This window comes from Streptomyces sp. NPDC051364 (genome assembly GCF_040682115.1).
In the GTDB taxonomy this organism is placed as follows: domain Bacteria; phylum Actinomycetota; class Actinomycetes; order Streptomycetales; family Streptomycetaceae; genus Streptomyces.
The window spans coordinates 512,237-532,541 of sequence record NZ_JBFBAH010000003.1 but is presented as its reverse complement, the minus strand read 5'-3'; the positions used below and the strand labels follow the sequence as shown (position 1 = coordinate 532,541).

Here is a 20,305-nt window from a genome sequence, read left to right as displayed (position 1 = left end):
CCCGAACGGACGCCGTCCCGTTGCGGGGTTCGCGGAGCCGGGTTCGACTCGGGCCATGAGTACCGATCAGCCGCCGCCGGGCCAGCCGCCCGAGGACGACCCGTTCCTCAAGAAGCCCCAGGAACCGACGCCTCCGTCGGGCGGCTCGCCGTACGGCCCGCCGCCGGGAGGCCCGACCCCGCCCCCGGGCGGCACCCCTCCGCCGCCGGGAGGCCCGTACGGCGGCGGTGCAGGCGGTGCGGGCGGTGCGGGCGGTGGTGGTGCGGGCGGCGGTGGTGGGTACCCGCCACCCCAGCCCCCTTACGGCGGAGGCGGTGACGCGTACGGTGGTGGCGGCATGCCGGATCCGCTGGCCGGGATGCCCCCACTCGCCGACACGGGCAGGCGGCTTGTCGCACGCCTCATCGACTTGATCATCGTGTCCGTGCCCCTCGCCCTCATCCGGTGGGCGCTCGACTCGAATTTCTACCAGGTGAACACGGGCAAGGGTGAGGACGTCAGCGATGTCGTGAACGGGTGGTACGCCGGCAGCGGCCTCGTCCTCCTGCTGATCTCGATCGTCGCGTACGTCGGCTACGACTGGTGGTTCACCAAGAGCAACGGGCAGACTCCCGGCAAGAAGTGGATGCGCATGCGCGTCGCGATGCTCAACGACGGCAGCGTCCCGACGTCCAACGCCTCTCTGACGCGCGCCGCCGCTCTCTGGCTGCCGTGGCTGGTCTGCTGCCTTTGTGGTTGCCTCTGGCCGATCGTGCTGTTCATCTCGGTGCTGGTCGACAAGCCGTACCAGCAGGGCCTGCACGACAAGGCCGGCAAGACCGTGGTGGTCAGAACGACGTAGCTCACGTTGCGCCGGGCCGTGAAGGCCTACGGCTCAGTGGTGCACCGGCTGTTCGACGGCGGCCGCCCGGGGTTCAGGCACCCGGGCGGCCGCCGCGTCTGCGGGGACGGAGTCCACGGGGACCGGTTCGGGCGTGATTTCGGCAACACCGGGGGGAACGGCAGGGGTACGGGCGGGGGCTCCGGCGGGGGCGGCGTGCCGGCCGCGGCGACGGGGGCTCGCGGCGGTGAGCGCGACGAGCAGTCCGAGGGCCAGTGCGGCGGTGGCGATGACGGCGATCCCGCGCCCCGTGCCCGTCTGCGAGAGCAGCAGCATGGCGATCGTCGACACGACGACGGTGGCGGACCCGTAGAACAGCTGGGCGGCAGTCGGACGCGGCATGGTGATATCCGTCCTCAAGGCGGGGAGGGGGAGTCTGCTCAACAAGGTCGCGCGTCAAGCGACTCTACGTCGGGGGATTCCCGAGCGGAACCGCCAGTAAGCGTGACCTAACCCACGGTGCCCGGAGCACGGGGGGCGCACGGGTTCACCCGCCCGTCCCACAGTGTGGTCAAGACGCGCCCTTCGTCCTATATGGCAGAGGAACGTCCGCATACCGGAACTCCCTGACCGCATAGTGCAGTTGTAAGGAACAAGTCAAGGTCTGTCTTTTCTTTCGACTCTCCGGTCAAATGTCGTCACTTGAGACGCGCGCCGCGCGGAACCCCCCGCTCCTATGGAGACGTTCCGACCTGTGTCGCGGCCGCGGGAGGGGAACGACATCAAGTGACCAGCAATTCCAGCCGTCGACGAGCACTGCGTACCGCAGCCATCGGTGTGACCCTGGCCGCGACTGCGGCTTCCGGCGCCTTCCTCGTCACTGCCCAGGCTTCCGAGGCGCCGTCGACCGCGCCCGCCGCGGACCGCCAGGACCCGACCGCTCCCGCGAAGGAGCAGGTCCAGCACAACCTGAAGGGCCCGTTCAGCGACCAGCAGGCCCAGGCGCGGGAAGCCGCGCTCGACCAGGTGCTGTCGGGCAAGAAGACCGTCGAACAGCGGGGCGCCTCCAAGGTCGTCAAGCTCGACGACAAGAAGTACGTCGAGCTCGGCCGCGAGAAGACCGACAAGATCTTCACGATCCTCGTCGAGTTCGGGGACCAGGTCGACAGCACGACCATGTTCGACCCGGACGGTCCGGACGGCCCGAAGCCGGCCGCCCCGAAGTACGGGGGCAACCCCGGTCCGGCGCGCAACCAGATCGCCCAGCCGGACCGCGCCACGAACAACAGCACCGCCTGGCGCAAGGACTTCAGCCGCGACTACTTCCAGGACCTGTACTTCGGTACCGGCCAGGGCAAGAACTCGCTGAAGACCTACTACGAGAAGACCTCCTCGGGCCGCTACTCGGTCGAGGGCGAGGTCGCCGACTGGGTCAAGATCCCGTACAACGAGGCCCGTTACGGCTCGAACTACTGCGGTCAGACCAACTGCGCCAACGTGTGGGACACCGTCCGCGACGGTGTCAACGCGTGGGTCGACGCCCAGAAGAAGGCCGGCAAGACCGACGCAGAGATCAAGGCCACGCTGGCCCAGTACGACCAGTGGGACCGCAACGACTTCGACGGCGACGGCAACTTCAACGAGCCCGACGGCTACATCGACCACTTCCAGATCGTCCACGCGGGCGAGGACGAGTCGGCCGGCGGCGGTGTCCAGGGCACCAACGCGCTGTGGGCGCACCGCTGGTACGCCTACGGCACCGATGCGGGCAAGACCGGCCCGGCCGACAACAAGGCCGGCGGCACCCAGATCGGCAACACCGGCATCTGGGTCGGCGACTACACGATGCAGCCGGAGAACGGCGGCCTCGGCGTCTTCGCGCACGAGTACGGCCACGACCTCGGCCTGCCGGACCTCTACGACACCTCCGGTGGCGGCGAGAACTCGGTCGGCTTCTGGTCCCTGATGTCCGCCGGCTCCTGGCTCGGCAACGGCAAGGACTCCATAGGCGACCTCCCGGGCGACATGACCGCCTGGGACAAGCTCCAGCTGGGCTGGCTGAACTACGACACGGCCAAGGCCGCGACGAAGTCCACCCACAAGCTGGGCGTCTCGGAGTACAACACCAAGGACAAGCAGGCGCTGGTCGTCGAGCTGCCGAAGAAGCAGGTCAAGACCGACATCGTCGCTCCCGCCGAGGGCTCCTCGCAGTGGTGGAGCAACATGGGTGACGACCTCAAGAACACCCTGTCGCGCTCGGTCGACCTGACCGGCAAGTCCTCCGCCGCACTGTCCCTCAAGGGCTGGTGGGACATCGAGAAGGACTACGACTACCTCTACACCGAGGTGTCCACCGACGGCGGCGCCACCTGGACCGTCCTGAACGGCACCGCCAACGGCAAGGCCATCGCGCCCGACGCCGCGGGCAACGCCGGTCTGACCGACGCCTCCGGTGCCTGGCAGGACCTGAAGTTCCCGCTGGACGCCTACGCCGGCAAGAAGATCGACCTCCGCTTCCGCTACGCCACGGACGGCGGCGCGGGCGGCAAGGGCTTCACCGGTGACGCCCTCGCGATCACCGCGGACGGCCAGACCCTGTTCACCGACGGCGCCGAGAACGGCGACAACGGCTGGACCGGCAAGGGCTTCTCCCGCATCGGCGGCGGCTTCACCAAGGAGTACGCGCAGTACTACCTGGCGGAGAACCGTCGCTACGTCTCGTACGACTCCACCCTCAAGGTGGGCCCGTACAACTTCGGCTTCGCCAACACCAAGCCGGGCTGGGTCGAGCACTACCCGTACCAGGACGGCCTGCTGATCTGGCTGTGGGACAAGTCCCAGAAGGACAACAACACCAGCCAGCACGCGGGCCAGGGTCTGATCCTTCCGGTCGACGCCAACGCCAAGCCGATGAAGTGGGCGGACGGCACCCTGCTGCGGAACAAGATCCAGCCGTACGACGCGACGTTCAGCGCGTACTCGACGGACGCGTTCACCCTGCACAAGAACGGTGAGTCGCTGTTCCTGAAGCCGAAGCCCGCGAACATGGTCTTCGACGACCACAAGGGCAAGTACTACTACGACGAGAACCCGACCGGTTCGGTGAAGGTCACTGACACCAACACCAAGATCAAGATCGCAAAGGAGACGTACGACGGTCTCCAGATGACGATCGAGGTCGGGCCCGCCGCCAAGTAAAACGGCAAACCCGCAGGTCAAAGCATGATCGGCCGTCGCCCTCTAGCGGGCGGCGGCCGATCGCGTTTAGATGCGGGTGCGAGTTTTTCTTATTGACGGGGGAGCTGAAGATCATGCCCGGTGGAGGTTTCGTCAGATTGCCAGGCGGCAGCGTGGTGGTCGCGCTCACGCTGCCGAGGCCGTGCGGCGAGGGCGGAAACGTCCGTGTGCTGGTACATGCCGCGAACCGGGCCCGCGCCCTGACCAGGCTGCGGAACCTCGGGATGCGGGCGGTGTACCTGCGCGGCAACGCGCAGCCGCCGACCCCGGACGAGGTCACGGCCGTCCTGCACCACCCGGACGGGCTGCTGTGGCGCGGAGCCCCGGACCGGGCCCAGGAGCTCTGGCACCCGATCCGCGCCCTGCTGGGCGGCTAGCTGCTAGCCGCTAGCCAATGGCCACTGGCCACGAGCCGCCGCCGCGGCCCGCCTCGCCCGTCACGGGCTCTGGCGGGGGCTCTCGCCGACGAGCCCGACCCCGGCCGACCGGAGCTCCTCGACCGCCCGCGCGGCGGTGTGGGGGGCCACGGCGGCCGTCAGGTCGAGCAGCACGCGGGTGGCGAAGCCGGCACGGGCCGCGTCGAGGGCCGTGGCGCGCACGCAGTGGTCGGTGGCGATCCCGACGACGTCCACCTCGGTGACCTGCCGGTCGCGCAGCCACCGGGCGAGCGGGGTGCCGTTCTCGTCGGCGCCCTCGAACCCGCTGTACGCGGCCTCGTACGCCCCCTTGTCGAAGACGGCGGCGACGGCCCCGGAGGCGACCGCGGGCGCGAAGTTCGGGTGGAACCCGACGCCCTCGGTACCGGCGACGCAGTGCACCGGCCAGGAGGTCTCGAAGTCCGGCTCGGCCGGGGGGTGCGCGAAGTGCGACCCGGGGTCGACGTGGTGGTCGCGGGTGGCGACGACGTGCCGGTAGCCGGCCGTGGCCTGGCCGATCAGCTCGGTGATCGCGGCGGCGACGTCGGCCCCTCCGGTGACCGCGAGGCTGCCGCCTTCGCAGAAGTCGTTCTGTACGTCGACGACGATCAGTGCGCGGTGCATGTCGCGTGTCCTTCGGTTGTCGTATTTGCCGCTGCGCGGGCTCTTCCCCCACCCCACCCCTCCCCGAAACCGGGGGCGCCGCCCCCGGCCCCGGGTCCCCGCGCCGGGCTACGCGTACTCGGTCGGGAGCACCGGCTCGCCGCGCGAGAGCTGCGTCGCGGAGAGCGGGAGGCCGGCGCGGGCCTGCCGGTGGCGCTCACGCGGCGCCTCCAGGGACTCCCGGGCGACCACCTCGCCGGCCTTGACCAGCTCGACCAGCAGCTGCCGGTCCACCAGCGCGGACGGGACGGGTCCCGTGCCGACCACCTCCGCCTCGGCGACGCCCTCCGCGTCCACCCGCCGCGCAGCCCACTTGCGGCCGCCGATCGAGGTCTTCCCGCCCGTGGACTTCTTCGCCACCGGCACCAGCGGAGCCTTGGGGTCCGCCGACACGGACCGCGCCACCAGCTTGTAGACCATCGAGCACGTCGGGTGCCCGCTGCCCGTCACCAGCTGCGTGCCGACCCCGTACGCGTCCACCGGAGCCGCTGCCAGCGAGGCGATGGCGTACTCGTCCAGGTCGGAGGTGACCACGATCTTCGTCGCCGTCGCGCCCAGCTCGTCCAGCTGCTGCCGCACCCGGTGCGCGACCAGCAGCAGGTCGCCGGAGTCGATCCGGACCGCCCCCAGCCCCGTACCGGCGACCTCGACGGCCGTCCGCACGGCCTCCGCCACGTCGTACGTGTCCACCAGCAGGGTCGTCCCGCTGCCCAGCGAGGCCACCTGGGCCTGGAAGGCGTCCCGCTCGGTGTCGTGCACCAGCGTGAAGGCGTGCGCCGAGGTCCCGACCGTCGGGATCCCGTACCGGAAGCCGGCCGCCAGGTCCGAGGTGGAGGTGAAGCCGCCGACGTACGCGGCGCGCGAGGCCGCCACCGCCGCCAGCTCGTGGGTGCGCCGCGCGCCCATCTCGATCAGCGGCCGGTCACCGGCCGCCGAGGCCATCCGCGAGGCCGCGGCCGCGATCGCCGAGTCGTGGTTGAGGATCGACAGGATGACCGTCTCGAGCAGCACGCACTCGGCGAAGCTGCCCTCGACGCGCAGGATCGGCGACCCGGGGAAGTAGACCTCGCCCTCCGGGTAGCCCCAGATGTCTCCCGAGAAGCGGTACGAGGACAGCCAGTCCAGGGTCCGCATGTCGACGACGGCCCGCTCACGCAGGAACTCCAGCACCGCGCTGTCGAAGCGGAAGTTCTCCACCGCGTCCAGGACGCGGCCGGTGCCGGCCACCACGCCGTAGCGGCGCCCCTCGGGCAGCCGCCGGGTGAAGACCTCGAAGACCGAGCGGCGATCGGCGGTGCCGTTCGCCAGGGCGGCCTGCAGCATCGTGAGCTCGTAGTGATCAGTGAAGAGCGCTGTCGACGGCACGTCCACCGGCAGGCCCAGGTCCGCAGGGTTCATGGCACGGATGCTAGCGCACATTTCGTCAGAGTGACGAGATCTCGGGACCCGTTTGTGCGACCGGCCGGTCGCAGTGGCAGCATGGGACAAGTGAGTGTTGCTCCCATTGAGATCGAACGCACCGAGTCGGCCGAAGAGACCTTCGCGGTCCCCGAACCCGACGTTCCCTGGGTGACCCTGGTGCACAACGACCCGGTCAACCTCATGAGCTACGTGACGTACGTGTTCCAGGCGTACTTCGGCTACTCCAAGGACAAGGCGCACAAGCTGATGCTCGACGTCCACCACAAGGGGCGGGCGATCGTGTCCAGCGGCACCCGCGAGGAAATGGAGCGCGACGTGCAGGCCATGCACGGCTACGGCCTGTGGGCGACCCTCTCCCAGGACCGCATCTGATGGGGCGGACCGCCGGAATGTTCGAATCCCTCGAGGGCGGCGGCGCCGCCGTCACGCTGGACGAGATCGAGATCTCCATCCTGCGCTCCCTCGCCGTCCAGCTGCTGGAGCTCATCGGTCCGGGCGCGCCCGCACCCGACGAGGACGCCGACCCGCTGGCCGTGCTGTTCGCCGAGGGCAACGAGGGACCCACCGAGCGCCCCTCCGACCCCGCGCTGATCCGGCTCTTCCCCGACGCCTACGGCGGCCCCGGCCCCGAGGACCGGAAGGTGGACCCGGAGGAGCTCGCCGCCCGGTCGGCGGAATTCCGCCGGTTCACCGAGAACGACCTGCGCAGCCGCAAGCGGGAGGACGCGCTGGCCGTCGTACGCAGCCTGGACGCGCTCACCCCCGGCGGGGACGGGGCGGCCGTGCTCGAGCTCACCGGGGAACTCCCGCTGCGCTGGCTGGGGGCGCTCAACGACCTGCGCCTGACCATCGCGGCCCGCCTCGACATCACCGAGGACGACGAGAGCGCGATGCTCTTCCGGCTGCCGGACGACGACCCGCGCAAGCCGATGGTGATGGCCTACCTGTGGCTCGGCGGCCTCCAGGAAACACTCATCGAAACCCTCTGAGAACCCTCGGAACCCTCAGGAAAGCCTCAAGTACGAACACTGTTCGCGCGGCGTTCGCTCAGCGGACGCTCAAATCCGGATAACGATCAGATCACCGCGATGCGGTGATCTGATTCTTTTCTGGATCTTTGTCCTGAATTTCATGTGCCCCAGGTCACTTCTCCGCGCCGCGGCCACCCGTAAGCCCGTGATAAATCTTCACGACCGCCGACGGGGCGCCACCCATGTCCCCCGGCCTGCTTGAACCGGCTGACCGCCGGGTGCAACTCCATCCGTATCCGGGGGGATCGAGGACCCGATCCGCTGCCTTCGAAGGCGCGGGTCGGCGTGGAGAAAGGCGCACCAAGACATGACCTCTGTGCAGGTCGAGCAGCACGACAGGACGCCCGGCGAGGGTGCCGCGGCCGAGGGCGGCGAGGGTTACCACCGCGCACTCGGAGCCCGCCAGATCCAGATGATCGCGATCGGCGGAGCCATCGGCACCGGCCTCTTCCTGGGCGCCGGCAAGGCCATCTCGAAGGCCGGCCCGAGCCTGATCCTGGCCTACGCCATCGCGGGCCTGGTCATCTTCTTCATCATGCGCGCCCTGGGCGAGCTGCTGATGTACCGCCCGGTCTCGGGCTCCTTCTCGGACTACGCCCGAGAGTTCCTCGGCCCCTTCTGGGGGTATGCGACCGGCTGGACGTACTGGCTCTTCTGGGTGGTCACCGGTATCACCGAGGTGACCGCGGCGGCCAAGTACATGTCGTACTGGACCCATGACAGCTTCCCGCAGTGGGCCTACGCGCTGATCTTCACGGTCATCCTCTACGCCGCCAACCTGATCTCGGTGAAGCTCTTCGGCGAGCTCGAGTTCTGGTTCTCGATGGTCAAGGTCACCGCCATCGTCGGCATGATCCTGATCTGCGCCGGCATCCTCACCGTCGGCTTCTCCGACGCCGCCGCAACCGCCTCCGTCTCCAACCTGTGGAGCGACCGCGGCTTCTTCCCCAACGGCATCGGCGAGACGCTGATGACGCTGCAGATCGTCATGTTCGCCTTCCTGGCGGTCGAGCTGGTCGGCGTCACCGCCGGCGAGTCCAAGGACCCCGAGAAGACCCTGCCCAAGGCCATCAACACCGTGCCGTGGCGCATCGCCGTCTTCTACGTCGGCGCCCTCATCATGATCATGTCGGTCATCCCGTGGTCCAACTTCAAGGCGGGCGAGAGCCCGTTCGTGCTGGCCTTCGAGAAGATGGGCCTCGGCGTCGGCGCCGCGATCGTCAACTTCGTCGTCCTGACCGCCGCGCTGTCCTCCTGCAACTCGGGCATGTACTCCACCGGCCGCATGCTGCGCGACCTCGCCCTCAACGGCCAGGGCCCGAAGTTCTTCATCAAGCTCACCAAGAGCGGCACCCCGCTCGTGGGCACCACGTTCTCCGCCGCGCTGATGCTGGTGGGCGTCTGGATCAACTACGTCGCCCCGGGCAAGGCCTTCGACTACGTCGTCTCCTTTGCCACCATCTCCGGCATGTGGGCCTGGATCATGATCCTCGTCTGCCAGATCCGCTACCGCGCCAAGGCCGACCGCGGCGAGCTGCCGCAGTCCCCGTTCCGCGCCCCGGGCGCCCCGTGGACCAGCTGGTTCGCGCTGCTGTTCATCGGCATGGTCATCGTGATGATGGGCATCGACAAGGACTCCCGCGTCTCGCTGTACTGCGCGCCGCTGTGGGGCCTGATCCTGGGCGTCTCCTATCTGGTGCTCAAGAAGCGCAACCCGCGCGGAGCCGCCTTCAACAAGGTCTCCCGGCCGGCCGACGAGCCCGCCTCCGAGCCGGCCGCCTGACCGGCGCCCGACCGGGTCCCACGGACCCCGTGTCCAGCATCCGGGCCCTCCCGTACCACACCTCGGTACGGGAGGGCCCGTCTGCTTATCCTGTCGCTCATGCTGACCCTTACCCAGGCGCTGTACGACCAGATCGTCGAGCACGCCCGCAAGGACCACCCGGACGAGGCGTGCGGCGTCGTGGCCGGACCGGCGGGCACCAACCGCCCCGAGCGGTTCATCCCGATGCTCAACGCGGCCCGCTCGCCCACGTTCTACGAGTTCGACTCGAAGGATCTGCTGAAGCTGTACCGCGAGCTCGACGACCGGGACGAGGAGCCCGTGATCGTCTACCACTCGCACACCGCGACCGAGGCCTACCCCTCCCGTACCGACATCACGTACGCGAACGAGCCCGGCGCGCACTACGTGCTGGTCTCCACGGCGGACACCGGCGGCCTCGGGGAGTTCCAGTTCCGCTCGTACCGGATCGTCGACGGTGTCATCACCGAGGAGGAAGTACGGGTCGTCGAGGCCTACTGACCACGATGCGAGCGGTTTCCGTCCACGATGCGGGATCACACTCCAAACGGGGGACCGGGAATCGTTAACATGACCGCATGGTTCCCCACGACGTGAGCATCGAGACGCCCAGCAGGCTCCTGCTTGTGGCGCGGCTGCACGTCGACCTGTGCCGCCTCGCCAGCAGCATCTGTCCTGCCGCCTGAGCACCACAGGCCCTCGCGCGGGGGCCCTTGCGCCGCGCGCCCTTAAGCCCCTCCCGCATCACTTCACAACTGGAGCCTGCCATGGCCATCGAGGTCCGCATCCCGACCATCCTCCGCACCTACACCGACGGCGAGAAGGCCGTCAACGGTGAGGGCGCCACGCTGTCCGAGCTCCTCGCGGACCTCGAGACGCGCTACAAGGGCATCGAGGAGCGCATCGTCGACGGCGGCAAGCTGCGCCGCTTCGTGAACGTCTACCTCAACGACGAGGACGTCCGCTTCCTCGACGGCATCTCCACCGCCCTCAAGGACGGCGACAGCGTCACCATCCTCCCGGCGGTCGCCGGCGGCTCCGTCTGATGCGCTACGACTCCCCGCTGGCCGCCGTCGGCAACACGCCGCTGGTCCGGCTGCCCCGCCTGTCGCCCTCGGACGACGTCCGCATCTGGGCCAAGCTGGAGGACCGGAACCCGACCGGCTCGATCAAGGACCGCCCCGCGCTCCACATGGTCGAGCAGGCCGAGAAGGACGGCCGGCTGACCCCCGGCTGCACGATCCTGGAGCCCACCTCGGGCAACACCGGCATCTCGCTCGCGATGGCGGCCAAGCTCAAGGGCTACCGGATCGTGTGCGTCATGCCGGAAAACACCTCGCAGGAGCGGCGTGACCTGCTGGCCATGTGGGGAGCCGAGATCATCTCGTCGCCGGCGGCGGGCGGATCGAACACCGCGGTCCGGGTGGCCAAGGAGCTGGCGGCGGAGCACCCCGACTGGGTGATGCTCTACCAGTACGGGAACCCGGACAACGCGGGCGCCCACTACGCGACGACCGGCCCCGAGATCCTGCGGGACCTCCCCTCGATCACCCACTTCGTGGCGGGCCTCGGCACGACGGGCACCCTGATGGGCGTCGGCCGCTACCTGCGCGAGCACGTGCCCGGCGTACGGATCGTCGCGGCGGAGCCGCGGTACGACGACCTGGTCTACGGCCTGCGCAACCTGGACGAGGGCTTCGTCCCGGAGCTGTACGACGCCTCGGTTTTGACGACCCGCTTCTCGGTGGGCTCGGCGGACGCGGTGACCCGCACCCGGGAACTCCTCCAGCAGGAGGGCATCTTCGCGGGCGTCTCCACGGGCGCCGCCCTGCACGCGGCGATCGGCGTGGGCCGCAAGGCGGTGGCCGCCGGCGAGACGGCGGACATCGTCTTCGTCGTGGCCGACGGCGGCTGGAAGTACCTCTCGACGGGCGTCTACACGGCCGCCACGACGGAGGAAGCGATCGAAACCCTCCAGGGCCAACTCTGGGCATAGCCCCCGCGGGCCCCTCGGGGCTCCGCCCCAGCCCCCGCGCCCCCAACGCGGCGGGGCTGGGCGCCGCCCGGCGAAATCCGGCCCCGCCGGCGTTTGAGCCGCGGGGGCCGGGGGCCGGCCCCCGACAGCGGCGCCGCAGACGCAACGGGGTCCGGGGCTCGCTCCGGTGGGGTCCCCCCGGACGGAGCCGGGGGGAGGCGAAAGGGCGGGGCGGGGAGAAGGCGCCGCGCAGCGGCCCGGCGGCACGCCCCGGCCGGGAGGCCTGGGGGAATCACCCGGACAGGAGCTCCGACAGGATGGCGGCGTGGCTCGAGGCGGGGTCCTTGACCGCGGTCAGGAGGGTGATCGGGCCATCCGCGGCCAGCGCGCGCAGCCGGCCCAGCTCCGCCACCGCCTCCGGCGCCGCCAGCTCCGCCTCGTAGCGGGCCCGGAACTCCTCCGCCGTGCCCCCGTCCCCGTGGAACCACTTCCGCAGCTCCCCGGACGGCGTCACCGCCTTGGGCCATTCGTCCACCCCCGCCACCGCCTTCGCCAGGCCCCGCGGCCACAGCCGGTCCACGAGCACCCGTACGCCGTCCTCCTCCGGCTCCGGAGGGTCGTACACCCGCCGCACTCGCACCACCCTCACCATCAGCCGCCACCTCCGAGCCCCTTGACCTCGTCCCACACCGCAGGATCCAGCACCCCCAGCCGGCTCCGGAACTCCCACACCCACACCTCCGCCGGCCGGTCCGCCTCCAGGAAGCTCGCCCGGCCCTGCGCCCCCACCGTCCCCGGCGGCAGCGGGATCACCCCGGCCCGCCGGTCGTCGTACTTCCCGGTGATCCACGCGACCCGCGCCCGGTGGGCCCGTACGGACGACACCGCCAGCACCAGGCACAGCCGCCCGTCCGCCAGACACCACAGCTCACCCGCCCGCGGCCGCGGCGCCGCACCCGGCCCGTGCGGCGGCGGGGCCCGCCGGGGCATCCCCGGCCGGCGCCCCACCACCAGCACCACCAGCACCACGGCCACCACCGCGGCCGCCGCGGGCCACCAGGACGTGTCCATATTCCGAAGGTAGCCGCGCCCGGACCCCTCAGCACGGCAGTGCACCGGCACGCCCGTGCCCACCGTCGCTCCCCCGGGTGACAGCACAGGTGATTCCCCCCACAACGGCCTGCCGCGGAGGAGCGACCTGACGTTTCGCGCCTTACGCTCGACCCACGCACGGCCCGCATTCCGTCCACGGACCGTCCCCGGAGGTTCTCGCTCCATGAAGCTCACCGTCGTCGGCTGCTCAGGGTCGTTCCCGTCCGCGGAATCGGCCTGCTCGGCCTACCTCGTCGAGGCCGACGGCTTCCGGCTGCTCCTCGACATGGGCAACGGCGCCCTCGGCGAGCTGCAGCGCCACGTCGGTCTCTACGACCTCGACGCGATCTTCCTGAGCCATCTGCACGCCGACCACTGCATCGACATGTGCGCCTATTTCGTCGCCCGCTACTACCGGCACGAGGGCGGCCGCTGCGGCACCATCCCCGTCTACGGCCCCGAAGGCACCGAGAAGCGCCTGACGACCGCCTACGAGGACGTCCCCGACGAGCGCTCCATGAGCGAGGTCTTCGACTTCCGCACCCTGAAGTCCGGCAGCTTCGAGATCGGCCCGTTCACGGTCCGCACCGAGCGGGTCAGCCACCCCGTCGAGGCCTACGGCATCCGCGTCGAGCACGGCGGCCGCTCCCTCACGTACTCCGGCGACACGGGCGTCTGCCCCGAGCTGGGGATGCTCGCCGAGGGCACGGACCTGTTCCTGTGCGAGGCCTCCTTCACGCACGGCAAGGAGGACATCCCGGACCTCCACCTCAACGGCCGCGAGGCCGGGGAGTTCGCGCGCGGCGGCAAGGTCGGCCGGCTGGTCCTGACGCACATCCCGCCGTGGACGGACGCCCGCCAGAACCTCGCCGACGCCCGCGCGGCCTACGACGGCCCGGTCGACCTCGCGTACGCGGGCGCCGTCTACCAGGTCTGAGAACCCCATGTACGAGAAAGCCCCCGCCCTCCCGGAAGGGAGAGCGGGGGCTTTCTCGTGCGCGATGCCTACTTGGCCTCGGCCTTGAGCAGCTCGGCGAGCTCCTCGTCGGACTCGCGGCCCGGCGTCGGGAGGTTGAACTTCGTGATCGCGAAGCGGAAGACCACGTAGTAGACCGCCGCGAAGCACAGGCCCACGACCGCCAGGCCCAGCGGGTTGGTGGCCTTGCCCAGGTTCAGCAGGTAGTCGATGGCGCCGGCGGAGAAGCCGAAGCCGTCCTTCATGCCGAGACCCCACGTCAGGGCCATGGAGACACCGGTCAGCACCGCGTGGATCGCGTACAGCACCGGGGCGATGAACATGAACGTGAACTCGATCGGCTCGGTCACACCGGTGACGAAGGAGGTCAGCGCGAGGGAGAACATCATGCCGCCGACGACCTTGCGGCGCTCGGGGCGGGCGCAGTGCACGATCGCGAGGCAGGCGGCCGGGAGGGCGAACATCATGATCGGGAAGAAGCCGGTCATGAACTGTCCGGCGCTCGGGTCACCGGCCAGGAAGCGGGAGATGTCGCCGCTCTTGCCCTGGAACTCGCCGGCCTGGAACCACGGGAAGGAGTTCAGCAGGTGGTGCATGCCGACCGGGATCAGCGCACGGTTGGCGACACCGAAGATGCCCGCCCCGACCGCGCCGGAGCCGACCAGCCACTCACCGAAGCTGTGCAGACCCGTGCCGAGGACCGGCCAGATCAGGCCGAAGACGATGCCGATGAGGAGTCCGGCGAAGGCCGAGAGGATCGGGACCAGACGGCGGCCACCGAAGAAGCCCGCCCACTCGGGCAGCTTGGTCCGGTAGAACTTCTGGTAGATCAGGGCGACCACGATGCCCATGACGACACCGCCGAGCACCTTGGCGTCGACCGGGGCGTCGATCATGACGACCTTGCCGTCGACCGCCTTGGCGATCTTCGGCAGGTTCGAGTCGGTGAACGTCGCGAGCACGTTCTTGAAGACCAGGTAGCCGGTCACCGCGGCGAGCGCGGTCGAGCCGTCGGACTTCTTGGCGAAGCCGATCGCGATGCCGACGGCGAACAGCAGCGCCATGTTGTCGAGGATCGCGCCGCCGCCGGCCGACATGTAACCGGCTATTTTGGTGAGGAAGCCCGGCAGCGACGGGTCGCCGAGCATGTCCTTGTCGCCGAGGCGGACGAGCAACGCGGCGGCCGGGAGCACCGCAACGGGGAGCATGAGGCTCCGGCCGATGCGCTGCATGACGGCCATCACGCCCGCGCCCTTCTTCTTTTCCGCAGCGGTGGCTGTGGACATGAGGTTCCTCCAGAAGGCAAGGCGCCGCCCAGGGAGTACAAACGGGGGATGGCGGCGTCTCAAAATGGGGGTACGCGAGCTCCGAACCGGGCTGCGTGGTCTACACCAATCCGTGGTGTAGACCAGTTGTAGCATGGTCGGGGATAGATAAGGAACCTTCGATTTCCTGTGGTCTACGCCACACTTCGCCCGCGGGGCCGACCGCGAGTCCGCGACGAGCGGAGGACGGGCGCAGGACAAGCGGAAGGCCCCCGGATCCGTGGATCCGAGGGCCTCGCGCTGCGCCGGGTTCGTTACCCCTTCGTGCTCTACGCCTTGGTGTTGTCCGCCTCCATCGCGGCGATCTCCTCGTCCGACTCCCGGCCCGGCGTCTGGATGTCGAACTTCGTGATCGCGAAGCGGAATACGGCGTAGTACACCACCGCGAAACACAGGCCGATCGGAATGATCAGCAACGGCTTCGTCGCCAGGCCGAAGTTGATGAGGTAGTCGATCAGGCCCGCCGAGAAGCTGAAGCCGTCGTGGACGCCCAGCGCCCACGTCACCGCCATCGACACGCCCGTCAGCACCGCATGGATCGCGTACAGCACCGGCGCGACGAAGAGGAAGGAGTACTCGATCGGCTCCGTGATGCCCGTGACGAACGAGGTCAGGCCGACCGACAGCATCAGACCGGCGACCTCCTTGCGCCGCTGCGGCTTCGCGCAGTGGGTGATCGCCAGCGCCGCCGCAGGGAGCGCGAACATCATGATCGGGAAGAAACCGGTCAAGAACTGCCCGGCGTTCGGGTCGCCCGCCAGGAACATGTTGATGTCACCGTGCACCGTCGTCCCGTCCGGCTTGGTGTAGCTGCCGAACTGGAACCACACCGGCACGTTCAGGAACTGGTGCAAGCCGATCACCAGCAGCGCGCGGTTGGCCACGCCGAAGATGCCGGCGCCCCAGGAGCCCAGCCCCACCAGCCAGTCGGAGAAACTCTCCAGCGCGCTGCCGACCGGCGGCCAGATCCACAGGCAGATCGCGGCGAACCCGATCGCCACGAACGACATGATGATCGGCACCAGCCGGCGGCCGTTGAAGAAGCCCAGCCAGTCGACCAGCTTCACCCGGTGGAAGCGCTGCCAGAACCAGGCGGCCAGCAGGCCCATGACGATGCCGCCGAACACGCCGGGGTTCTGGTACGTGAACTCCACGAAGGTGTTGTTCGGCCCGATGCAGCCGCCGCCGATGGATTTCGTGCCGATCGGACAGTCGTTGGGGAAGGCGTGCAGCACGCCCCGGTAGACGAGGAAGCCCGCCACCGCCGCGAGGGCCGTCGAACCGTCCGCCTTCTTGGCCATGCCGATCGCGACACCGATACAGAAGAGCAGAGGCAGGCCGATGTCCGCGTTCAGCAGCGCGCCGCCCGCGGCCACCATCACCTTGGACACGATCGTCCACTTCAGGCCCTCCTCACCCAACACGCCGGGCTGCCCCAGCCCGTTGAGGAGTCCGGCCGCGGGCAGCACCGCGATCGGCAGCTGAAGACTGCGCCCCATCTTCTGCAGGCCCGGGTACAAGCCGCTCCACCACTTCGGCTGCGGTGCTGCTGCGGCGCTGCTCGCGCTCATCGGCGTCCTCCCTGGCAGGCCCGTTTGGGCACGTGCGTCCGGTGCGGCACACTGGTGTAGACCACTTATGATGCGGTCGCATTCACCCGCCCGGAGGGCGGGTTGCTGCTGATCGTCATCATTCGGCAGAAGCTGGACCCGCGCTCGCGTAGCTGGGCCAACAGTGGGCTACCGTGACAAAGCGGACCGCGCTGGCTGGAACAGGGCCGCCGAGACTCGTTCTTCGTAGAACTCAGGGAGAAACACATGGCCACCAAGGCTGAGAAGATCGTCGCCGGGCTCGGCGGCATCGACAACATCGAAGAGGTCGAGGGCTGCATCACCCGCCTGCGCACCGAGGTCATCGACCCCAGCAAGGTCGACGAGGCCGCCCTGAAGGCCGCCGGCGCCCACGGCGTCGTCAAGATGGGCACCGCGATCCAGGTCGTCATCGGCACCGACGCCGACCCGATCGCCGCCGACATCGAAGACATGATGTGAACACGGTATGAGCACGCGGTGAGCTGAGCTCCCGCTCTCACACCCCTCCACGAGGCCCCGTCCCGCACGTACGCGGACGGGGTCTTCGCGTATCCGCGCACCGACTAGGCTCGGACGCATGTCTCGCATCGACGGCCGCACGCCCGAACAGCTCCGCCCGGTCACCATCGAACGCGGATGGAGCAAGCACGCCGAGGGCTCCGTCCTCATCTCCTTCGGCGACACCAAGGTCTTCTGCACCGCCTCCTTCACCGAAGGCGTCCCCCGCTGGCGCAAGGGCAGCGGCGAAGGCTGGGTCACCTCCGAGTACTCGATGCTGCCCCGCTCCACCAACACCCGCGGCGACCGCGAATCCGTACGCGGCAAGATCGGCGGCCGCACCCACGAGATCTCCCGCCTCATCGGCCGCTCCCTGCGCGCCGTCATCGACTACAAGGCCCTCGGCGAGAACACCATCGTCCTGGACTGCGACGTCCTCCAGGCCGACGGCGGCACCCGCACCGCCGCCATCACCGGCGCCTACGTCGCGCTGGCCGACGCCGTCGCCTGGGGCCAGCAGAAGAAGCTGATCAAGGCCGGCCGCAAGCCGCTCACCGGCACCGTCGCCGCCGTCAGCGTCGGCATCGTCGACGGCGTCCCCCTCCTCGACCTCTGCTACGAGGAGGACGTGCGCGCCGAGACCGACATGAACGTGGTCTGCACCGGCGACGGCCGCTTCGTCGAGGTCCAGGGCACCGCCGAAGGCGAGCCCTTCGACCGCAAGGAACTCAACGCCCTCCTGGACCTGGCCGCCGGCGGCTGCGCCGACCTCGAAGCCATCCAGCTCGGCGCGCTCCAGCTCTAGACAGAACCACAGGGCGCGCTCCTGCGTCCCACCGGTTACGGGCGCACGGTGTCGAAGCCGTGCGCCCGTCCTCGCATCCGTCGATTTCTGGGAGACCCGAACATGAACCCGAAGCACCGCATAGCGGCGGTCGTCCTGGCTGCGGCGCTCGCCGTCCCGGCGCTGACGTCCTGTGACGCGATCTCGACGGCCATGGACTGCGCGAACACGGCGGTGGCCATCACGGACGGCGCGAACGACCTCCAGCAGGCGGTCTCCCAGGCCGGCAACAGCCCGCAGGACGCCCAGAACGCGCTGAACCAGATCGAGACGAACCTCAAGAAGGTCGGCGACCAGACGGACAACGCCGACCTGAGCAAGGCCGTCTCCTCCATGACCACGGCGGTGAAGAACGTCCGCACGGCCATCGAGAACGGCAACCCGAACCCGGACATCCAGCCGGTCGCCGACGCGGCGAAGGAGCTGTCGAAGGTCTGCACCCCGGGCTGAGCCGTCACCCGCTCGGAGGGGGCCGGATAATGGGCGGCATGACCAGCCGCCTGATCCTCGCCACCCGCAACGCGGGCAAAATCGCCGAGCTCCACGCCATCCTGTCCGACGCCGGCCTGCCGCACGAGCTGGTCGGCGCGGACGCGTACCCGGAGATCCCGGACGTCAAGGAGACCGGCGTCACCTTCGCCGAGAACGCCCTCCTCAAGGCCCACGCCCTGGCGCAGGCCACCGGACTGCCGGCGATCGCCGACGACTCCGGCCTCTGCGTGGACGTCCTGAACGGCGCCCCCGGCATCTTCTCGGCGCGGTGGGCCGGTACGCACGGCGACGACAAGGCGAACCTGGACCTGCTGCTGGCCCAGCTCGGGGACATCGCCGACGAACACCGCGGAGCCCGCTTCGCGTGCGCGGCGGCCCTGGCCCTCCCGGACGGCACCGAACGCGTCGTGGAGGGGCGCCTCCTGGGCACCCTCCGCCACGCGCCCTCGGGCACCGGCGGCTTCGGCTACGACCCGATCCTCCAGCCCGAGGGCGACACCCGCACCTGCGCGGAACTCACCGCGGCGGAAAAGAACGCCATCTCCCACCGCGGCCAGGCCTTCCGAGCCCTGGTCCCGTTCATCCGAGCCCTCCTGGGCTGAGGCTGGGCCCTGACCACGCCGAAGGCCCCGGCTCACTGAGTGAGCCGGGGCCTTCGTTCAGGTGCGGCCGGAGGGACTCGAACCCTCAAGGGATTTCTCCCACAACTACCTAAAAGTTGCGTGTAGGCCAATTCCACCACGACCGCGACATGTCGCCCAAATCGGACATTGGATCCGGTCGACTCCGGCTAGTCTACGACTGCTGAGGTTCGGCGGTCGACATCATCGCGCCGTCGGCCTCCCCGGCACCATGTGCTGGTGACGGCGTGGCAGTTGGGGCAGAGCAGTCGCAGGTTCTCCCGGCGATCGTCGCTCCAGTCGCCGTTGATGTGGTCCACCTCCAGCGTCATGGGGCGCCCCCGCCATTCCGGAGCCGTACCGCACCGGTCGCACAGCTCGGGGACGCCGGTCTCGTGGAGAGCCCGGCGCAGCAGTCGCGTCTTGGTGCGTTGCTTGCCCTCATGCCTGACGAGAATGGCTTCCGCCGTTTTGACCGGTGTGGGGCCGGGCCTTCCGCGCTGGTGTGCCTGCCCCAGGAAGTGCGACGTGTCCAGGCCGTCGTCCATGACCCAACCGTGCAAGCGTGCGCGTTGTCGGCTGGTGTCCGGCAACTCAAGTCGTCGAAGAGTTCCGGCGATGCTGAGGGACTCGGCTATCGCCCGTCGGAGTTGCTCCTTGGAAGGGCGATCGCGACCACCCGACGGCCGGAAATGGGAGACGTCTATGCCGAAGTGGGCGAAGCGCCTCATCAGGTATCGCCCGAGGTGCCCGTACAGCGGTGTGCCGAGGTATGCGATCACCTCGTCGATGCCGCCGCACCGTGCGGCGGCATCGGCCAGCACCTCCCGCGTGTAGCTGTTGCCGCGGCTCATCGGCCGACCTTCCCGCGACCCCGGTACGAGTCCGTCGTGGAGTGGCAGTTGGGACACAGGAGGCGCAGGTTTTCCGGGCGGTTGTCGCCCCAGTCGCCGTTGATGTGGTCCACCTCCAGCGGGAGCGGCTCGCCCAGCCAGACGGGCTCGGTGCCGCAGTCGGCGCAGCGCTCCTCGGCGCCAAGCGCGACCATGGCCCGCTTGAGCCGTTCGCCGGGGACCCGGCGCGCTCGCTCGGGTGTCTGTTCCAGGAGGAGCGACTCCGGCGTCCTGCGGGGATGGTACCGGCCTGCACCTGAAGTCGTCGTGAAGTGCGAGGTGTCCAGAGCCAGGGCCTTCACCTTGCGGCTGATGTGCGTGTGGTGGCCGCCCACGTTCTCCAGCCCCAGGCGCCGCAGTACTTCGCACATGTTCGTCGAAGCGGATACCGCCTCCTGGAGGACCTCCTTCGTCCACTTCGCGCCCTCCTGCTCGAAGTGCGAGACGTCCACCCCCAGTCGCCGCATCCGCTCATGGAGGTAGCGGCGCGAGCCGCTCTTCGGGTCCGCTCCCAGTTTTTCCAGCGCCTCGGTCAGCGTCCGCGACGTCCTCGCCGCCTCCGCCAGTCGCTCCCGCGTGTACGGGCTCACCGCCATCGTTGCCTC

General features: G+C 69.5%; 24 protein-coding genes and 1 tRNA gene. 15 read left to right on the top strand and 10 right to left on the bottom strand.

Going from position 1 to position 20,305, the window contains the following annotated elements; genetic code table 11:
• Window positions 1-55 precede the first annotated feature (55 nt).
• A complete protein-coding gene (locus tag AB0M76_RS09550; RefSeq protein WP_365952328.1) occupies window positions 56-841 on the top strand; it encodes an RDD family protein in 786 nt (261 codons plus the stop codon).
• Between the two features lie 33 nt (window positions 842-874).
• Here the strand turns inward: AB0M76_RS09550 and AB0M76_RS09545 are convergent, their stop codons facing one another.
• Window positions 875-1,222, bottom strand: a complete 348-nt coding sequence (locus AB0M76_RS09545; RefSeq protein ID WP_365952327.1) for a hypothetical protein — start codon at window positions 1,220-1,222, stop codon at window positions 875-877.
• Window positions 1,223-1,606: 384 nt separating this feature from the next.
• Here AB0M76_RS09545 and AB0M76_RS09540 point away from each other — a divergent pair, with 384 nt between their 5' ends.
• Both AB0M76_RS09540 and AB0M76_RS09535 read left to right on the top strand, forming a co-directional pair.
• On the top strand, window positions 1,607-4,018 hold the full coding sequence (locus AB0M76_RS09540; protein ID WP_365952326.1) for an immune inhibitor A domain-containing protein: 2,412 nt from the start codon (window positions 1,607-1,609) through the stop codon (window positions 4,016-4,018).
• Between the two features lie 113 nt (window positions 4,019-4,131).
• Window positions 4,132-4,434: a hypothetical protein gene (locus AB0M76_RS09535; RefSeq protein ID WP_266628912.1), complete on the top strand. Its 303-nt coding sequence runs from the start codon at window positions 4,132-4,134 to the stop codon at window positions 4,432-4,434.
• Between the two features lie 60 nt (window positions 4,435-4,494).
• Here the strand turns inward: AB0M76_RS09535 and AB0M76_RS09530 are convergent, their stop codons facing one another.
• Both AB0M76_RS09530 and AB0M76_RS09525 read right to left on the bottom strand, forming a co-directional pair.
• Window positions 4,495-5,097, bottom strand: a complete 603-nt coding sequence (locus tag AB0M76_RS09530; RefSeq protein WP_266666660.1) for a nicotinamidase — start codon at window positions 5,095-5,097, stop codon at window positions 4,495-4,497.
• A 108-nt stretch (window positions 5,098-5,205) separates the two neighbouring features.
• Entirely contained in the window at window positions 5,206-6,534 is a 1,329-nt protein-coding gene (locus tag AB0M76_RS09525; protein ID WP_365952325.1) for a nicotinate phosphoribosyltransferase, read from the bottom strand.
• An 81-nt stretch (window positions 6,535-6,615) separates the two neighbouring features.
• On the opposite strand from AB0M76_RS09525, the gene clpS reads away from it, so the two are divergent.
• From clpS to AB0M76_RS09490, 7 genes are all read left to right on the top strand, one after another.
• Window positions 6,616-6,930: an ATP-dependent Clp protease adapter ClpS gene (clpS, locus tag AB0M76_RS09520; RefSeq protein ID WP_030866534.1), complete on the top strand. Its 315-nt coding sequence runs from the start codon at window positions 6,616-6,618 to the stop codon at window positions 6,928-6,930.
• Complete coding sequence (locus AB0M76_RS09515; RefSeq protein ID WP_365952324.1) at window positions 6,930-7,547, top strand: DUF2017 domain-containing protein; 618 nt, start codon at window positions 6,930-6,932, stop codon at window positions 7,545-7,547. Before clpS ends, AB0M76_RS09515 begins: the two co-directional genes overlap by 1 nt.
• A gap of 349 nt (window positions 7,548-7,896) precedes the next feature.
• Complete coding sequence (locus AB0M76_RS09510; protein ID WP_365952323.1) at window positions 7,897-9,372, top strand: amino acid permease; 1,476 nt, start codon at window positions 7,897-7,899, stop codon at window positions 9,370-9,372.
• 99 nt (window positions 9,373-9,471) lie between these two features.
• Window positions 9,472-9,894 (top strand): M67 family metallopeptidase, encoded by a 423-nt coding sequence (locus AB0M76_RS09505; protein ID WP_365952322.1) that lies wholly within the window; start codon window positions 9,472-9,474, stop codon window positions 9,892-9,894.
• A 77-nt stretch (window positions 9,895-9,971) separates the two neighbouring features.
• On the top strand, window positions 9,972-10,079 hold the full coding sequence (locus AB0M76_RS09500; RefSeq protein ID WP_311318620.1) for a putative leader peptide: 108 nt from the start codon (window positions 9,972-9,974) through the stop codon (window positions 10,077-10,079).
• A gap of 81 nt (window positions 10,080-10,160) precedes the next feature.
• A complete protein-coding gene (locus AB0M76_RS09495) occupies window positions 10,161-10,439 on the top strand; it encodes a MoaD/ThiS family protein (RefSeq protein ID WP_365952321.1) in 279 nt (92 codons plus the stop codon).
• On the top strand, window positions 10,439-11,389 hold the full coding sequence (locus AB0M76_RS09490) for a cysteine synthase (RefSeq protein ID WP_365952320.1): 951 nt from the start codon (window positions 10,439-10,441) through the stop codon (window positions 11,387-11,389). Before AB0M76_RS09495 ends, AB0M76_RS09490 begins: the two co-directional genes overlap by 1 nt.
• A 271-nt stretch (window positions 11,390-11,660) precedes the next feature.
• Here AB0M76_RS09490 and AB0M76_RS09485 read toward each other — a convergent pair whose 3' ends face one another.
• Complete coding sequence (locus AB0M76_RS09485; RefSeq protein WP_365952319.1) at window positions 11,661-12,020, bottom strand: DUF488 family protein; 360 nt, start codon at window positions 12,018-12,020, stop codon at window positions 11,661-11,663.
• Window positions 12,020-12,439: a hypothetical protein gene (locus AB0M76_RS09480; protein WP_365952318.1), complete on the bottom strand. Its 420-nt coding sequence runs from the start codon at window positions 12,437-12,439 to the stop codon at window positions 12,020-12,022. Before AB0M76_RS09480 ends, AB0M76_RS09485 begins: the two co-directional genes overlap by 1 nt.
• 205 nt (window positions 12,440-12,644) lie before the next feature.
• Between AB0M76_RS09480 and AB0M76_RS09475 the strand changes: the two genes are divergently transcribed.
• Window positions 12,645-13,397: an MBL fold metallo-hydrolase gene (locus tag AB0M76_RS09475; RefSeq protein WP_266666678.1), complete on the top strand. Its 753-nt coding sequence runs from the start codon at window positions 12,645-12,647 to the stop codon at window positions 13,395-13,397.
• 68 nt (window positions 13,398-13,465) lie between these two features.
• Here the strand turns inward: AB0M76_RS09475 and AB0M76_RS09470 are convergent, their stop codons facing one another.
• A complete protein-coding gene (locus tag AB0M76_RS09470; protein ID WP_328621367.1) occupies window positions 13,466-14,722 on the bottom strand; it encodes a PTS transporter subunit EIIC in 1,257 nt (418 codons plus the stop codon).
• 308 nt (window positions 14,723-15,030) lie between these two features.
• Window positions 15,031-16,332 carry a PTS transporter subunit EIIC gene (locus AB0M76_RS09465; RefSeq protein ID WP_365952317.1) on the bottom strand — a complete coding sequence of 434 codons (1,302 nt, stop codon included), beginning with the start codon at window positions 16,330-16,332 and terminating at the stop codon, window positions 15,031-15,033.
• A gap of 195 nt (window positions 16,333-16,527) precedes the next feature.
• Here AB0M76_RS09465 and AB0M76_RS09460 point away from each other — a divergent pair, with 195 nt between their 5' ends.
• The 4 genes from AB0M76_RS09460 to rdgB all read left to right on the top strand — a co-directional run bounded on the left by AB0M76_RS09460 (window position 16,528) and on the right by rdgB (window position 18,789).
• The gene (locus AB0M76_RS09460) at window positions 16,528-16,812 is read left to right on the top strand and encodes a glucose PTS transporter subunit EIIB (protein ID WP_078987119.1); all 285 of its coding nucleotides are present in this window, start codon (window positions 16,528-16,530) and stop codon (window positions 16,810-16,812) included.
• A gap of 118 nt (window positions 16,813-16,930) precedes the next feature.
• Complete coding sequence (rph, locus tag AB0M76_RS09455) at window positions 16,931-17,656, top strand: ribonuclease PH (protein WP_030299875.1); 726 nt, start codon at window positions 16,931-16,933, stop codon at window positions 17,654-17,656.
• Window positions 17,657-17,758: 102 nt separating this feature from the next.
• Window positions 17,759-18,145 (top strand): hypothetical protein, encoded by a 387-nt coding sequence (locus AB0M76_RS09450; protein WP_352214999.1) that lies wholly within the window; start codon window positions 17,759-17,761, stop codon window positions 18,143-18,145.
• Between the two features lie 38 nt (window positions 18,146-18,183).
• The gene (rdgB, locus tag AB0M76_RS09445) at window positions 18,184-18,789 is read left to right on the top strand and encodes an RdgB/HAM1 family non-canonical purine NTP pyrophosphatase (RefSeq protein ID WP_365952316.1); all 606 of its coding nucleotides are present in this window, start codon (window positions 18,184-18,186) and stop codon (window positions 18,787-18,789) included.
• Between the two features lie 62 nt (window positions 18,790-18,851).
• Here the strand turns inward: rdgB and AB0M76_RS09440 are convergent.
• From AB0M76_RS09440 to AB0M76_RS09430, 3 genes are all read right to left on the bottom strand, one after another.
• Window positions 18,852-18,935 (bottom strand) — tRNA-Leu (locus AB0M76_RS09440).
• Window positions 18,936-18,977: 42 nt separating this feature from the next.
• The gene (locus tag AB0M76_RS09435) at window positions 18,978-19,661 is read right to left on the bottom strand and encodes an HNH endonuclease signature motif containing protein (protein WP_365952315.1); all 684 of its coding nucleotides are present in this window, start codon (window positions 19,659-19,661) and stop codon (window positions 18,978-18,980) included.
• Window positions 19,658-20,296 carry an HNH endonuclease signature motif containing protein gene (locus tag AB0M76_RS09430; protein ID WP_365952314.1) on the bottom strand — a complete coding sequence of 213 codons (639 nt, stop codon included), beginning with the start codon at window positions 20,294-20,296 and terminating at the stop codon, window positions 19,658-19,660. Before AB0M76_RS09430 ends, AB0M76_RS09435 begins: the two co-directional genes overlap by 4 nt.
• Between the last annotated feature and the right edge of the window lie 9 nt (window positions 20,297-20,305).

Coding starts and splice junctions, on each gene's coding strand:
- clpS (WP_030866534.1), top strand. CDS start 6,616: ATGGGACAAGTGAGTGTTGCTCCCATTGAGATCGAACGCACCGAGTCG.
- AB0M76_RS09495 (WP_365952321.1), top strand. CDS start 10,161: ATGGCCATCGAGGTCCGCATCCCGACCATCCTCCGCACCTACACCGAC.
- AB0M76_RS09480 (WP_365952318.1), bottom strand. CDS start 12,439: ATGGACACGTCCTGGTGGCCCGCGGCGGCCGCGGTGGTGGCCGTGGTG.
- rph (WP_030299875.1), top strand. CDS start 16,931: ATGTCTCGCATCGACGGCCGCACGCCCGAACAGCTCCGCCCGGTCACC.
- AB0M76_RS09435 (WP_365952315.1), bottom strand. CDS start 19,661: ATGAGCCGCGGCAACAGCTACACGCGGGAGGTGCTGGCCGATGCCGCC.
- AB0M76_RS09465 (WP_365952317.1), bottom strand. CDS start 16,332: ATGAGCGCGAGCAGCGCCGCAGCAGCACCGCAGCCGAAGTGGTGGAGC.
- AB0M76_RS09475 (WP_266666678.1), top strand. CDS start 12,645: ATGAAGCTCACCGTCGTCGGCTGCTCAGGGTCGTTCCCGTCCGCGGAA.
- AB0M76_RS09450 (WP_352214999.1), top strand. CDS start 17,759: ATGAACCCGAAGCACCGCATAGCGGCGGTCGTCCTGGCTGCGGCGCTC.
- AB0M76_RS09515 (WP_365952324.1), top strand. CDS start 6,930: ATGGGGCGGACCGCCGGAATGTTCGAATCCCTCGAGGGCGGCGGCGCC.
- AB0M76_RS09490 (WP_365952320.1), top strand. CDS start 10,439: ATGCGCTACGACTCCCCGCTGGCCGCCGTCGGCAACACGCCGCTGGTC.
- AB0M76_RS09535 (WP_266628912.1), top strand. CDS start 4,132: ATGCCCGGTGGAGGTTTCGTCAGATTGCCAGGCGGCAGCGTGGTGGTC.
- AB0M76_RS09500 (WP_311318620.1), top strand. CDS start 9,972: ATGGTTCCCCACGACGTGAGCATCGAGACGCCCAGCAGGCTCCTGCTT.
- AB0M76_RS09545 (WP_365952327.1), bottom strand. CDS start 1,222: ATGCCGCGTCCGACTGCCGCCCAGCTGTTCTACGGGTCCGCCACCGTC.
- AB0M76_RS09430 (WP_365952314.1), bottom strand. CDS start 20,296: ATGGCGGTGAGCCCGTACACGCGGGAGCGACTGGCGGAGGCGGCGAGG.
- rdgB (WP_365952316.1), top strand. CDS start 18,184: ATGACCAGCCGCCTGATCCTCGCCACCCGCAACGCGGGCAAAATCGCC.
- AB0M76_RS09510 (WP_365952323.1), top strand. CDS start 7,897: ATGACCTCTGTGCAGGTCGAGCAGCACGACAGGACGCCCGGCGAGGGT.
- AB0M76_RS09525 (WP_365952325.1), bottom strand. CDS start 6,534: ATGAACCCTGCGGACCTGGGCCTGCCGGTGGACGTGCCGTCGACAGCG.
- AB0M76_RS09530 (WP_266666660.1), bottom strand. CDS start 5,097: ATGCACCGCGCACTGATCGTCGTCGACGTACAGAACGACTTCTGCGAA.
- AB0M76_RS09505 (WP_365952322.1), top strand. CDS start 9,472: ATGCTGACCCTTACCCAGGCGCTGTACGACCAGATCGTCGAGCACGCC.
- AB0M76_RS09470 (WP_328621367.1), bottom strand. CDS start 14,722: ATGTCCACAGCCACCGCTGCGGAAAAGAAGAAGGGCGCGGGCGTGATG.
- AB0M76_RS09485 (WP_365952319.1), bottom strand. CDS start 12,020: ATGGTGAGGGTGGTGCGAGTGCGGCGGGTGTACGACCCTCCGGAGCCG.
- AB0M76_RS09550 (WP_365952328.1), top strand. CDS start 56: ATGAGTACCGATCAGCCGCCGCCGGGCCAGCCGCCCGAGGACGACCCG.